Here is a 13850-nt window from a genome sequence, read left to right as displayed (position 1 = left end):
TTAATCCTTATCGGCGCGATATACATATCCGTGTAATGCAGTTAATAAGGTGTGCCTGGATAATTGCCTAAACCGAAAGTATTACCTAGGCTTCGGAGTGTGAACTTTTTCGCCAATATGCCCAAAGATCCCTTTGCTGATGATCCCAATGATCCGGCATCTTTCATTGAGGATGATGAGCACGTAGAGCCATTGACCGCGGAAGAGCGCTTTGCTCTGAACCGCGATTTAGAGCTTGTGCAAGAGTTTGCCAAGCACCTGTCCCCACGTGGAATTGATGGCATTTTCATGTTTTGTGAGGACTGCGAAGAGCCCCACTTTTATGAGTGGGACATCATGGCTTCAAATATGAAGAGCATGCTTAACGATGAGCTCTCGGCCGTCCACGAGCCCGGCGCCGAGCCCGACCCTAACCGCTACGTGCCGTGGGAATATGCGGTGGGCTTTATCGACGGCATGCACTCGCACCGCTTCCGTTAAAAGCTTCAAAGCCTCTGCTCCTTCCCAGTATTTCGGGAGGAAGCAGAGGCTTTGTTCTTAACGCTGTACCTGCGGTGGCGCGAGCCCATCATCGGGGCTATCCGGATCTTCGGTGGGCTCGGGGTTTTCCGTCGGCGAAGGCAACGGGTTAGGCACCGTGTTGTCGTAGACCGTGGTGGTCTCCACTACGGTATCGGTGTAGCGCTCAACCACCGTGGTCGTGGTGGTCTCTGTTTCTGGCGTTGCGCTTGGTTCTGGCGTCTGCGACTTCGGCGAAGATTCAGGAGCACGCACAGTTTCCGTCACCGTGGTGGTATTAGCCTTATTGGCACGCGATGCCCGGCTGGCTTCACTAGCTTCGCTTTCCGCAGCGCGACGATCACCTTGCGCTCGGGCTGCGAGATTACGTGCTTCTTCCAACAGCGCGCGGGTGCCCGCTAAATCGCCAGAAGCAGCTGCCGCATCCATCTCTTCCAAGGTGCTCGCAAGCTCCACAAAGGCATCATCAGAAGAGCTAAACAGGCTCTGGTTCATGCCGTATAGCGGCGAGCCAGGACCGGCGTTGTAGATTGCGGCACCTGAGCCAGCAATCAACACGGTTGCGGCAGCCGCACCGATTAGTCCGCTCATAAGCGGACGGTTTCTGCGGCGACGCTTGCGTGCGCTCGACAAAGAGATAACTTCAGGTTCTAAATCCGCGCCCTCAACCTTCGGCGCAGCAGGCATTTGACGTTCAACGTCTTCACGCAGCTCCAAAAACAGTGCAGCAAGCTCATCCGCACCATCTGAAGGATCATTACCTAAGGAAAGCTCGGTCATGAAAGCATCATCGTCGATCAGCGGCTGAAGCTGCTCAGCCATGGACTCAGGTGAACCCGGCCCATCATTATTTTTCTTAACCATGTCTACTCCCCCTTTCCCTGGCGATTAGTCATTTTATTTATGTCACTATCGATTTATAACGAACAATGGATAAAGATTTAAGTCTCCGTCAGTTTTCGTTGGTTGCGCCTACTACCTTCCGTAGCTGCGCTAGTGCCCTGTGCTGGGCAACGCGTACAGCGCCGGGGGTGGAATTTACAACCTCCGCGGTCTCTTCCGCAGACCTCCGCGGTCTCTTCCGCAGACAGCCCGACGAACACTCTTAAGATGATAATGTTGCGGGCCTTGTCACTTAATGTATCGAGTAAAGAACGGACTCTGTTACTACCATCGTTAAGTAATGCGAAATCTTCTGGATTATCGCTTTGATCCACTTCATCCGGCACTTCTTCGGTGGGCAAAGTGCGGTCTCGGCCCATCGCCCGGTGCGCGTCGGTGACCTTGTTAAAAGCGATTCCGTAGACATACGCCATAAACGGGCGGCCTTTATCTACGTAAGTAGAAATTGAATTAGCTACGGCCAAGCAAATTTCTTGGGTGACGTCTTCAGCAGTGGGTTGGCGCCCTCCCCCGATACGGGCGCGGCAATAGCGCAGGACCTGCGGGTAAATGATCCGCAGTATGTCCTGCATCGCACGACGACTGCCGTCCACAGCCAGCGGGACAAGCTCCGCTAGCTCCTTTTCGGTATCGTTCACGTTTCCTTTTGCCCTTCGCTGCGTAACCAGTAAATCTAAATCTTAGTCCCCTTGTGCCTCACACAAACCGTAATAGCCTAACAAGTTACCTGCATTTTGTCAGAAAACGAGCGCGCACGACCTGCACTAAAAGAGTTCATTTACCTTTAACCTTGGACAATCATGCAGGTCAAGTGGGAGAAATCCTGTTTTTCCTGGGTAAGGGCACACAAAAGCAACCATTTGGCTACTTTTTGTTTACCCCTTCGCGAAACACTACCTCCTGGCCATTATTTTGGCATTTTTTAAACCTCTGTCGTTCTTATTTCCAATAAGGAGTCTAAAACCGTGTCACAGCCACATCTGCTTCCAGGACCCAACGCTGATTTTTGGGAATGGCAGCTACATGGTTCTTGCCGGGGAGAAAATTCGGATGTGTTCTACCATCCTGACGGCGAGCGCGGCCGGGCTCGTTCCCAGCGGGAAAACCGAGCGAAAGCAATTTGTGCAGACTGCCCAGTTCTCCAGCTGTGCCGCGATCATGCTCTAAAATCAGCTGAACCTTATGGTGTGTGGGGCGGAATGAGCGAATCCGAGCGCTCGGTTGCGCTGCGCGGTGAGCGCAAGCGGAAGGTCACTGTCTAGAAATCCAGCCCACGATACTTCCAGCATTCAGTATGGTGGGGGCCATAACGGCCTTCACCGTTTGTAGTCGAAAAGCTAAGGAAGTACCCCACATGTCTACTTTTTCTGGCATTGAGCTTGAGCAACAATTAATCGCCGGTACCTGGCGCACAGGCAGCTCACAGCGCAGTACTACTGATCTCAACCCTTATGACGACTCGGTAATCGCGGAGATTCCCTTGGCTTCGGCAGCCGATGTCGATGAGGCTTATGTCGCAGCGCAGCAGGCACAGCCCAAGTGGGCTGCGCTAGCGCCTGCTAAGCGTTCGGCGATTATGTACCGGGCCGCGGAGCTACTAGAAGAAAAGCGCGAGGAAATCGTTGAGCTGCTCATTGCTGAGTCTGGCTCGACCCGCGATAAAGCGAATCTAGAAGTAACTCTCGCGGCCGGCATTACGCGCGAAGCTGCATCTTTCCCGGCGCGCATGCACGGGCGTATTTCGCCATCGAATACGCCTGGCAAAGAAAACCGTGTCTATCGCGTGGCCAAGGGCGTTGTGGGTGTCATTAGCCCGTGGAATTTCCCGTTGCACCTTTCTATTCGTTCGGTCGCACCGGCGTTGGCGCTAGGCAATGCGGTAGTGATTAAGGCTGCGAGTGATACTCCGATTACCGGTGGGCTTATCCCCGCGCGCATTTTTGAGGAAGCGGGCGTGCCTGCTGCGGTCATAGGCAATGTCACCGGCGCTGGTTCAGAAATCGGTGATGACTTTGTCACGCACGCTGTGCCGAAGCTGATTTCTTTTACGGGCTCTACCCCGGTGGGACGCCGCGTCGGCGAGCTTGCTATCAACGGCGGGCCGATGAAGAATGTTTCGCTCGAACTGGGTGGTAATGCTCCGCTGGTAGTGCTTGCCGATGCCGACGTGGACAAGGCAGCACACGATGCCGCCGTCGGTTCATTCTTGCACCAGGGCCAGATTTGCATGGCCGTCAACCGGGTGATTGTCGATGCCGCGGTGTACGACGAGTTCGTTGAGAAATTCGTCGCAGCTGCGAAGAATATTTCAGCAGGTGATCCTTCTGATGACAAGGTCGTGGTGGGCCCAATCATCAACGACAGTCAGCTAGAGAGCGTGAAGTCCAAGATTACGAGGGCCAAGGAAGAAGGCGCGACTGTAGCGCTGGAAGGTGATATCACGGGTCGTGTGATTTCGCCGCACGTCTTTACGGATGTCACCCGCGATATGGAACTTGCCCGCGATGAAATCTTTGGCCCCATCATCGGCGTGATGAAAGCCGATGACGAAGCACATGCCATCGAGCTGGCCAATGACCCAGAATTCGGACTATCCGCAGCCATCTACTCCACCGACATTGACCACGCCTCGCAGGTAGCACTGCAGATCGAATCTGGAATGGTGCACATCAATGACCTCACGGTCAATGATGAGCCGCACGTAATGTTCGGTGGAATGAAGAACTCCGGTCTGGGCCGCTTCAATGGTGACTGGGCGATTGAAGAATTCACCGACGACCGCTGGATTGGTATTAAGCGTAGCTAGCCAAATACTGTCCGGTCTGTGATTCTTCAACCTTCATCAGGTCCTTTGGCGCACCGGCAAAGACGATGGTGCCGCCTTCCGAGCCAGCGCCTGGGCCAAGGTCAATCACGTGGTCTGCGTGAGCTACTACCGCTAGGTGGTGTTCCACGCAGACCACTGTGTTTCCTGACTCCACCAGCGTGTCCAAAAGCCCCAGCAGCATGTCCACATCTGCCAAGTGCAAACCGGTGGTGGGTTCATCGAGCACCAAGATATCTGCAGCACCCTTCGAGCCCAGGTGTACAGCGAGTTTGAGACGCTGCCGCTCACCGCCTGAAAGCGTATTCAACGCCTGCCCCAAGGTGATATAGCCCAATCCGACGCTGACCAGGGTGTCACAAATCTTGGCGGCTGCGGGGACCTTCGATTCTTTATCCTTGAAATAGGCCGCGGCTTGTTCTGCTGGCAGCTCTAGTACATCGGCGATGTTTTTGCCTGCGAGCTCGTTGCCCAAGACCTCATCGTTGAAGCGACGGCCTTCACACACCTCGCACGGCACGTCCACACTGCTCATCAGGCCCAAATCCACCCAGACCACGCCGGCGCCGTTGCAATGTGGGCAGGCGCCATCGGAGTTCGCCGAAAACAGCCCCGGCTTCACACCGTGGGCTTTAGCAAATGCCTTACGGATAGAATCCAGCGCGCCGGTATAGGTTGCGGGGTTGGAACGCCGTGAACCGCGAATCGCAGATTGATCGACAAAGAGGATGCGTCCGGAATCCACCAAGTCCTGCGGCAAACACGCCATCAGTGAGGACTTACCTGAACCGGCCACACCAGTAATCGCGCTGAGCACACCGAGTGGAATATCCACATCGACGTTGTCCAAGTTGTTGCGCGATGCCCCGCGAATCGCGACTACATCGGTTGCTTTGCGCACCTCGTCTTTAACCGGAACGCGGTCGCCCAAATGCTTGCCGGTCACGGTATCCGATGCTTTGAGTTCCTCAAAGCTGCCGGCAAAAGTAATTTCGCCGCCGTGTGTACCAGCGCGTGGACCAAGGTCAATTACGTGGTCAGCAATCGCGATGGTCTCTGGCTTGTGCTCAACGACCAGCACTGTATTGCCCTTATCGCGCAGCTGCAGCAGGGTACGGTTCATGCGCTCAATATCTGCTGGGTGCAAGCCAGCGGTGGGCTCATCGAATACGTAGGTGGCATCGGTCAGCGCGGAACCCAAGTGTCGCACCATGCGTGAGCGCTGTGCCTCACCGCCAGACAACGTGCCCGAAGGCCGCGACAAAGTAAGATATCCCAATCCCAAGTCTATGGCGGTTTCAAGGGATGAGGCTAAGACATCGACGAGCGGGGCAACGCGCTTGTCATCGACTCCACGTAGCCACTGGAGAACTTCACCCAACTCGACGTCGCTGATATCCGCGATGGACTTGCCGTTGATCGTCGAAGTCCGCGCATGCTCCGCCAAACGCGTGCCGCCACAGTCCGGGCAGGACACGAAAGTCACCGCGCGGTCAACATACTCACGCAGGTTCTTCTGCAAAGAATCTGGGTCCTTGGCCAACAAAGAACCCTTCAGCCGTGGCACCAGACCGTTATAGGTCATGTTGATGCCGCTGGATTTAACTTTCTCATCCTCAGCAAAATACAGCTTGTGCTTTTCGGCTTCGGTGAAGTCCTTGACCGGTTTATCGGCTGAGTAGAAACCAGAATCGGCGCAGGTCTTCCACGACCAGGAATCTACCTTGAGCCCGTGCACCAAAATCGCACCCTCGTTGAGCGAGAGGCTTTCATCCACCACGGCCGTCAGGTCAATATCAGACACGCGGCCAGTGCCATCACAATGCGGGCACATACCGCCGGTGCGTTCAAACTTGGTGACGGTCTTCTTGCCGTCATTGACGCTCATCGCGCCTTGCGCGCTTACCGATGGCACATTAAACGAATACGCACCTGGTCCACCCACGTGCGGTTCTGCGATACGCGAGAAGAGCACGCGCAGCATGCCGGTGATATCGGTGACGGTGCCGAACGTTGAGCGCGTATTCGCAGCCAACGGCTCCTGGCCGACGATGATCGCCGCGGTAAGGCCTTCGAGGTGCTCCACATCAGGACGTGCGAGAGATTGCATGAAACCTTGCACGAAGCCTGGGTAGGTTTCATTGATTAACCGCTGGGATTCGGCAGCGACGGTGTCAAAGACCAGCGAGGACTTGCCGGATCCAGACACGCCAGTAAAGACGGTGAGCTTACGCTTGGGGATATCGATGCTCACATTTTTCAAATTGTTGTCATTTGCGCCGACAACGCGGATATATTCTTGACCAATCACTTGCGCAAGTTTACATTCATGTTCCCTGCTCAACATACATTTGCGAGGTCAAGATATAACCGATCTCCAGGAAGGCAAAAGCGCCCTGCGACTTTTCAAAGTCAACAGGACGCTTCCGAGATTATGACACTTTTAGTGGTGGTGGTGGCCGGCCGCTGCAGCAGGCGCTGCTTCAGCTGGCTTTTCCACAACCGATGCTTCAGTGGTCAGCACCATGCGGGCAACCGAAGAAGCATTCACCACAGCGGAGTGGGTGACCTTGACTGGGTCAATGATGCCGCTAGCAATCAAGTTGCCGTAATCCAAGGTGGCAGCGTTGAAGCCTTCACCGTTAGGCAGCTCTGAAATGCGGGAGACGACAACAGCGCCGTCCAGGCCTGCGTTGGATGCAATCCAGTAAGACGGGCGAGTCAGCGCGCGAGCAACCGACAAGACACCAATCTTGGCTTCATTGTCGAACTCGTTGGCGTACTCTTCCAAGCCCTTAGCAATCTGTACCAAAGCGGAGCCGCCGCCGGCGATAACGCCTTCTTCGACAGCTGCACGAGCTGCGTTGATTGCATCTTCAACGCGCAGCTTGCGCTCATTGACTTCGGTTTCGGTAGCAGCGCCAACGCGGATAACCGCGACGCCACCAGAGAGCTTGGCCAGACGCTCTTCGAGCTTTTCCTTATCCCAAGTGGAATCGGTGCGCTCAATTTCGCGGCGAATAAATGCGCGGCGCTCTTCGACGGCTTCGGCGGTACCGGCGCCATCGACAAGCACTGTGTCATCCTTGGTCACGGTCACGCGACGTGCACGGCCGAGAACTTCCAGACCAGACTCATTCAGGTTGACGCCAACCTCTGGGTCAATGACAGTCGCGTTAGTAACCACAGCCAGGTCATCCATAAACGCCGAGCGACGCTCACCGAAGTAAGGTGCCTTCACCGCAGCAACCTTCAGGGTCTTGCGGATAGCGTTGACAACCAACGCCTGCAGAGCTTCGCCTTCAATATCTTCAGCGATAATCAGGGTTGGCTTGTTGGATTCCGCAATCTTTTCCAGCAGTGGCAAGAAATCTGGAAGAGAAGAAATCTTGTTGCGGACCAACAGGATCTGCGCGTCATCCAAAATCGCCTGGGAAGTTTCTTCCTCGGTAGCGAAGTATGGCGACAGGTAGCCCTTGTCAAAGGAGATACCTTCGGTGATATCCACGCTGGACTCAATCGACTGGGACTCTTCAACGGTCACAACGCCGTCCTTGCCCACCTTGTCCATAGCGCCAGCGACCATTTCGCCGACCTCTGGGTCACGGGAAGACACGGTAGCAATCTGCGCAATCTCAGTCGCAGAGTTAACCGGGGTCGCACGTGCCTTGAGCTCTTCCACTGCCTTTTCTGCAGCAGCCGCGATACCGCGGTTGAGCTCAATTGGGTTGGTACCCGCAGCAACGTTGCGCAGACCTTCAAAAATCAAAGCCTGTGCCAAAAGCGTAGCAGTCGTGGTGCCGTCACCAGCGTTGTCGTTGGTCTTGGTCGCAACGGACTTGACCAGCTGTGCGCCGAGGTTTTCAAAAGGATCCTCAACGTCGATATCACGCGCGATGGTGACACCGTCATTGGTAACAGTTGGGCCACCGAAAGACTTCGACAGCACGACGTTGCGACCACGTGGGCCAAGGGTGACCTTCACAGCGTCGGCGAGAGTATCTACGCCGCGCTGGATGCCCTCACGGGCTTCTTGATCAAATGCAATCAGCTTTGCCATGTTTGGCTAAACCGCCTTACTTACTTCTCGATAACAGCGAGCAGGTCACGTGCAGACAGCAGCAAGTATTCTTCGCCGTTGTACTTCAGTTCGGTGCCGCCGTACTTGGAGAAAATAACGGTGTCGCCTTCGTTAACACCCACTGGGGTCAGCTCGCCCTTGTCATTCGCGCGGCCAGGGCCAACTGCGATGACGGTAGCTTCCTGTGGCTTTTCCTTAGCAGAATCTGGAATAACCAGACCGGATGCGGTGGTGGTCTCAGCTTCTACGATCTGGACGAGTACCTTGTCCTCAAGTGGCTTGATGTTTGCCATGGTTATGATTCCTCCATGTGAAATCTTGAAGTTGCGTTTGTGCCGGTTGCATCATTAGTCCAGCACAGCCGTCGTCGCGGGTGAACAACTGTGGGTCAAACAACCTTGATTAGCACTCTACCCGCGCAAGTGCCAGCTCTCAACAAAAGCTTGGGCACAAATAGTTCGCTGGCCGCGAACTCCCCGGAATCATCTTCTGCTTAAAGCAGGCATTAACTCCTGCAACTACTGCGTATCAGTTTGCGCTTGGCGCTTTGCAGCTGCCTCAGCACGACCTGAATTAATAACCGCCGCACGCCACAGGCGGTATTCTTCCTCAAAATCTTCCCGGTAGTTCTCTACCGCGCGGACGGAGTTTTCAACGCCCTCAATGATCTCATCGGTGACGTCGCCACCTTCAGATTCCACGAAGATAACCGCACCAGAAATCGCGCGCAGCGGGTCCTGCAAGAAGGAAGGGTTGCCGGTATCTGCAGTATTACGTGCCAAGGAAGCAACCGGGTTGGGCTCTGCGCCTTCGGCTTTAGCTTCGGCGTTAAAAAGCGCGGCATAGTGCGATCCATCTTCTTGGAATGCAACGGCTACGCGATCTTCGGTCGCTCCGCCAAGAAACTGATTGGCGTGCTCTAGCTCAAATTCAATCTTGCGGCGGGTCAGGTCAGGGTTGACAAGGAATCCAGTAATCATGGACGAGCCCACGCTCCTTAAACACACAGGGTTTTTCTAAATCATTGCAATAATCAGTTATAAACTTAGTCTGCTTTGTAACTTCGCGCTGGTTAAGCTATTAACTAGCAGAAACAACGGGAATTTCAACGTCTAGCGAAGTGTCAGTCCCCACTGCCAAGCCTGAGGGAGCTGCACCTTCGTGGATAACTTGCCCAGCGAGTGCCGCAATCATCACGCCATTGTCGGTGCACAGTTCAAATCTCGGCACGCGCAATTCCACCCCAGCATCAGCACACCGGGCGGCAGCAAGTTCACGCAGCCGCGAATTCGCTGCTACCCCGCCGCCGAGCAATAGCACGCGAGCGCCAGTATCTTCACACGCACGGATCGCTTTGGCGGTAAGCACGTCACACACGGCTTCCTGGAACGAGGCGCAGACATCTTCCACAGAAATCACGCGTTCTTCGCGCTCTGCTTTTTCCACGTAGCGAGCAACAGCGGTTTTTAAGCCCGAGAAAGAAAAATCATGGCGGTGTGGTCCACGCAGGTCTTCCGCACGGTTGAGTCCGCGGGGAAAATCAATCGTGGCGGCCCCGCGCGCAGCTAGCTTATCGATGACGGGGCCGCCCGGATATCCCAGGCCTAACAACCTAGAGACTTTGTCGTAGGCTTCGCCGGCGGCATCGTCAAGCGTGGAGCCCAGCTCTTTCATCGGCTTGCCCACGGCATCTACCTCGAGCAACTGTGTGTGCCCACCGGAGACCAAAAGGGCTACAGAATGCGGCAATTGCCCGCCTTCTAAATTGGCTACTGCTACGTGTCCGCCCAAGTGGTTGACGCCGTAGAAAGGTACACCCCAGGCGGAGGCATAAGCCTTGGCTGCTGATGCCCCCACTAGCAGCGCACCAGCCAGGCCCGGACCGACGGTGGCGGCCACGGCATCAGGCTTTTCAATTCCGGCTTCTTCCAATGCCGCCTGCATCACCTGCGGCATGGCTTCTAAGTGCGCGCGCGAGGCAATCTCTGGAACCACACCCCCGAAACGTGCATGCTGCTGCATCGACGAGGCAACCGTGTTCGCAAGAATTTCCATGTTGCCGTGTTCATCAAGATTGATAATGCCCACGCCGGTTTCATCGCAGGAGGATTCAATACCTAAGACAATCATGGTTTCTCCGATGTGTTTCCTGCTGTTTTCTCTGCCGAAATATCACGCTTCATGGTGTGCGCATCTGCGCCTGAAGGCTGGTAATAGTTGCGGCGAATGCCTAAGTGCACAAAGCCATAGGCCTTATACATCTCAATGGCGGGATCGTTGCCGACGCGGACTTCTAAAAATATTGGCGCACGCTTTAAGTCTGCGATGTGGCAGATATTGTCCATCATCATCCGCGCAACCCCGCGGCGTTGGTGTGCCGGGTCCGTGCCGATGGTCAGGATTTCAAACTCTGGGTCTTTTGCATGCCCACGCAGCCCGATTCCGGCGTAGCCGATTAATTGGTTCTCATCTTCCACGCCCAGGTAGAAGTTATAAGGCTGCTGGAATTCCAGTTCAAAATTTTCCTTCGACCATGGTGTCTCGCCTGCAAATAGCTGCATCTCCAGCTCGGCGCAGCGCGCAGCGTCACCGCGGACCAGCTCGCGCAATTTCATCTACAGCTCCACTTCTGGAATCGCTGCGGAACGTGGTTTCGCAGCTGGTTCTTTTGCATCCGGACGGCGCAGATACAGCGGCACCAGAGGCTGCGGGGTTGTAGCCATCCCCTCCGCAACGTCAACTACGGCAGCTTGGGCCATTCCGACCAAGCCTGCCGCGGTGGGACGCTGATTTACAACCTCAGCAGCATGGAAAACTTCTGGCAAACGCTCCAGCAAGTGCGGTGGGATAGATACGAGATCAACTTCTTGCACGGGAAGTTCCTCGGGAATCACAAGTTCTTCAGGGCGGACCACATCAGGCTCGCCAAGGCGGGTGGCATTGCCACCGTTTAACCTGTAAAAGGCAAAGTAAATTTCTTTACGGCGTGCATCGGTGGCTACCAGCGCAGTTGCAGGACCCGAAAAGTTTTTCGCGAGTTCAAAAGCAATCGCATCGTGGGTGCACACGCCGTGGACTGGTTTGCCCACCGCCTGCCCCAGTGCAGAAGCCGTGGCCATCCCGACGCGCAGGCCGGTAAATGGACCAGGGCCTACGCCCACTGCGAAGGCATCGATATCCGCATAGCCGCGGTCAAGCTTGTCGATGACTCCCTCGACCGCCGGCATCAACTGCTCACTCAACAGGCGGGTATCTTCAATGACTTGTTCAGTAACCTGTCCTGATTCCAAGTCGACTACTCCGGTGACAAGGTCCGGGGTAGCCGTGTCTAAAGCAAGAACGCGCATTATCCAACCATGAGCCAAGTATCGTTAGGATCCTTGATGAAAGTCACCAAGGCCGCTGGGTTAATTGGCTGCACAGACTGCAGCTGGCCGCACAGGTCAATGTCTTGGCGGAAGTACTTCTCTGCAATCGGTGCGCCTTCAGTTGGCAACACCAGCATGTAGTTGCTGTGCTCTGGGATCTGGCCATTTTCAAAGGTCAACATCGCTGGGTCAACACCGAGCTGCGCAATGTTTTCTTCAGTCACGCCTGGGCAGATTGGCATAACGGCGCTGATATTTTCGCCCCAGATATCAAGCGGTGCCAAAGAAGTACCGTGCAACCCGATTTCATCGACTTTCTCGATGCTGGATTCGAGGTCTCCCGTGATAGCGGCCTCAGCACGGGTGGCGTTGAAGGCAACCAGGCCCATGAGCACGACTAACCAGCCGGCCACAATTACGCCGATGAGTGCTTTGGTCTTTTCCGTCATCATGGAACTCCTTTAATTAGTAAACGCAATCAATAAGCGCATGTTTTGTTTAGCGCATGGGGTATGCATATTCACTGCTTAACAGTACGCGCCTTCGTCAAGGGGTTGAAAACCAGCGCCAGTGGATAATGCGTGCCTGGGATTCGGGATCGTCTACTACTGCAGATTCCCGGTCCAAAGTGATCAGCAAGTAGCGCTCGGAGATTTGCTCAACCAATCCCCCGCCCCATTCAGCAATCACGACTGCTTCATCGAGTTCAGTATCAAGATCCAAGGCATCTAATTCACCGAGCGGATCCGCGCTTGTCGCACCATCTTCACCTAGCATGCGGTAGGCATCGACATGCACCAGCGCCGGACCGCCGACCAACGAGCGGTGCTCGCGGGCAATAACAAAAGTTGGTGAGGTGACGCGTCCTTTGACCTGCATGCCGCGGGCGATACCTTGGGTCAAGGTGGTCTTCCCGGCGCCTAAAGGCCCATCCATAATCACCACGTCGCCGGCTTTGAGGTTGCGCCCGAGTTTTTCACCCCAGGCTTGGGTTTCTTCTGCGGTTGCGCATTCTATGCTTCCGGATTCTGCAAAGCTCACAGGTCAATGCCTCCCTCATAGGTACGCTTCGTGCGTCCTGTGGGACGGCAGACGATTTCATAGTTGATAGTGCCTGCGGCATCGGCAAGCTGTGTAGCACTTTGCCCGCCTTCGCCAAAGATAATGACTTCATCATCTGGGCTGACCCCAAATGGATTCTCGCCTAAATCAACCACGATCTGATCCATGGAGACTCGGCCGACATGCGGATAGCTTTTACCGCTGATAGTCACTTCCAAAGAACCTTGGATAGAGCGTGGCAGACCATCGGCGTAGCCCACGGGCACGACAGCTAGGTAGCCATCGGCAGGCGCTGTCCACGTCAGGCCATAGCAGGATGACTCGCCTTTTTTAATGGGCTTGACGTTCATGATATTGGATGCCCAGGTCATCGCTGGTTCCAACCCATGATCTAGCCCTGCGACCGGCTCAAGGCCGTAACAGGCAAGCCCGACGCGGACCTGGTCAAAGTGCAAATCTTTGCGCGTTAGTGTCGCTGGTGAATTCGCCAGATGATTAATCGGGCATTCCAGGCCCAGCTCGCGCGCGCGGTCAACAGCTTGCTGAAACTCCGCTGCTTGAATATCTGTGTGTGGATTATCTGGCTCATCAGCGCAGGCTAAGTGCGACATTAAACCAGTGACCTCAATGTGCTCAGCGTCGCGCAGCACGGTAAAAACTTCATCCCACTGTGCTGGGTCGACGCCATTGCGGTGCATCCCGGTTTCGACCTTGATAACAACCTTGACCGGTACCTCAATATCGACCAAGACCTGTGCATGCGCAAGCGATGGCACGCCGATGACGATATTGGAGCTTAAAGCATCCGAGAGGTCCTGGTCAGGTTCCCACATCCACGCTACTAACTCGGCATCGATGCCCAGTTTGCGCAGCGCTACGGCTTCATCCACGGTGGCGCAGCCTAAAACATCTGCGCCAGCCTTGAGCATGACCGGAGCGACTTTTTCGACACCGTGGCCATAAGCGTCTGCTTTGACCACGCACATTAAGCGAACATCCGGGCCGACCAATTCTTTTAGTCGTCGCACGTTATGTGAAATGGCATCCAAATTGATTCGAGTGGAAAGTAGCGACATGGGTTTATTGTAGGTCG

Annotated in this window: 14 protein-coding genes and 1 pseudogene; 3 read left to right on the top strand and 12 right to left on the bottom strand. The window is 55.1% G+C overall.

Annotation, left to right across the window (positions count from 1 at the left end):
- Positions 1–99 precede the first annotated feature (99 nt).
- Positions 100–480 carry a DUF5319 domain-containing protein gene (locus CSTAT_RS02745; RefSeq protein WP_066792488.1) on the top strand — a complete coding sequence of 127 codons (381 nt, stop codon included), beginning with the start codon at positions 100–102 and terminating at the stop codon, positions 478–480.
- A gap of 57 nt (positions 481–537) precedes the next feature.
- Here the strand turns inward: CSTAT_RS02745 and CSTAT_RS02740 are convergent, their stop codons facing one another.
- Together CSTAT_RS02740 and CSTAT_RS02735 are read right to left on the bottom strand one after the other, a co-directional pair.
- Complete coding sequence (locus CSTAT_RS02740; RefSeq protein WP_075722390.1) at positions 538–1383, bottom strand: hypothetical protein; 846 nt, start codon at positions 1381–1383, stop codon at positions 538–540.
- Between the two features lie 88 nt (positions 1384–1471).
- Positions 1472–2060 (bottom strand): annotated as a pseudogene (locus tag CSTAT_RS02735) (sigma-70 family RNA polymerase sigma factor).
- A gap of 327 nt (positions 2061–2387) precedes the next feature.
- Here CSTAT_RS02735 and CSTAT_RS02730 point away from each other — a divergent pair.
- On the top strand, positions 2388–2684 hold the full coding sequence (locus CSTAT_RS02730; protein ID WP_075722389.1) for a WhiB family transcriptional regulator: 297 nt from the start codon (positions 2388–2390) through the stop codon (positions 2682–2684).
- Between the two features lie 92 nt (positions 2685–2776).
- Positions 2777–4228: a vanillin dehydrogenase gene (gene vdh, locus CSTAT_RS02725; protein WP_075722388.1), complete on the top strand. Its 1452-nt coding sequence runs from the start codon at positions 2777–2779 to the stop codon at positions 4226–4228.
- Here the strand turns inward: vdh and CSTAT_RS02720 are convergent.
- The 10 genes from CSTAT_RS02720 to alr all read right to left on the bottom strand — a co-directional run bounded on the left by CSTAT_RS02720 (position 4215) and on the right by alr (position 13833).
- Complete coding sequence (locus CSTAT_RS02720; RefSeq protein ID WP_419186561.1) at positions 4215–6554, bottom strand: ATP-binding cassette domain-containing protein; 2340 nt, start codon at positions 6552–6554, stop codon at positions 4215–4217. The genes vdh and CSTAT_RS02720 overlap by 14 nt on opposite strands.
- A 135-nt stretch (positions 6555–6689) precedes the next feature.
- Positions 6690–8306: a chaperonin GroEL gene (groL, locus tag CSTAT_RS02715; protein ID WP_075722386.1), complete on the bottom strand. Its 1617-nt coding sequence runs from the start codon at positions 8304–8306 to the stop codon at positions 6690–6692.
- A gap of 20 nt (positions 8307–8326) precedes the next feature.
- Entirely contained in the window at positions 8327–8620 is a 294-nt protein-coding gene (gene groES, locus CSTAT_RS02710; RefSeq protein ID WP_066792483.1) for a co-chaperone GroES, read from the bottom strand.
- Positions 8621–8845: 225 nt separating this feature from the next.
- A complete protein-coding gene (locus tag CSTAT_RS02705) occupies positions 8846–9307 on the bottom strand; it encodes a hypothetical protein (protein WP_066792482.1) in 462 nt (153 codons plus the stop codon).
- Between the two features lie 100 nt (positions 9308–9407).
- Complete coding sequence (gene tsaD, locus CSTAT_RS02700) at positions 9408–10457, bottom strand: tRNA (adenosine(37)-N6)-threonylcarbamoyltransferase complex transferase subunit TsaD (RefSeq protein WP_066792481.1); 1050 nt, start codon at positions 10455–10457, stop codon at positions 9408–9410.
- Positions 10454–10942 (bottom strand): ribosomal protein S18-alanine N-acetyltransferase, encoded by a 489-nt coding sequence (gene rimI, locus CSTAT_RS02695; RefSeq protein ID WP_075722385.1) that lies wholly within the window; start codon positions 10940–10942, stop codon positions 10454–10456. The genes tsaD and rimI overlap by 4 nt, the downstream gene beginning before the upstream one ends.
- Positions 10943–11674, bottom strand: a complete 732-nt coding sequence (gene tsaB / locus CSTAT_RS02690; RefSeq protein ID WP_075722384.1) for a tRNA (adenosine(37)-N6)-threonylcarbamoyltransferase complex dimerization subunit type 1 TsaB — start codon at positions 11672–11674, stop codon at positions 10943–10945. It lies immediately after the preceding gene.
- The gene (locus tag CSTAT_RS02685; protein ID WP_075722383.1) at positions 11674–12147 is read right to left on the bottom strand and encodes a hypothetical protein; all 474 of its coding nucleotides are present in this window, start codon (positions 12145–12147) and stop codon (positions 11674–11676) included. The genes tsaB and CSTAT_RS02685 overlap by 1 nt, the downstream gene beginning before the upstream one ends.
- 94 nt (positions 12148–12241) lie before the next feature.
- Complete coding sequence (tsaE, locus tag CSTAT_RS02680; RefSeq protein WP_066792477.1) at positions 12242–12736, bottom strand: tRNA (adenosine(37)-N6)-threonylcarbamoyltransferase complex ATPase subunit type 1 TsaE; 495 nt, start codon at positions 12734–12736, stop codon at positions 12242–12244.
- Positions 12733–13833, bottom strand: coding sequence for an alanine racemase (alr, locus tag CSTAT_RS02675; RefSeq protein WP_075722382.1), 1101 nt, complete (start codon positions 13831–13833; stop codon positions 12733–12735). The genes tsaE and alr overlap by 4 nt, the downstream gene beginning before the upstream one ends.
- Between the last annotated feature and the right edge of the window lie 17 nt (positions 13834–13850).

The organism is Corynebacterium stationis (assembly GCF_001941345.1).
GTDB lineage: Bacteria > Actinomycetota > Actinomycetes > Mycobacteriales > Mycobacteriaceae > Corynebacterium > Corynebacterium stationis.
Note: the sequence above shows the minus strand (reverse complement) of the source record. Positions and strands in the feature narration are given on the sequence as shown.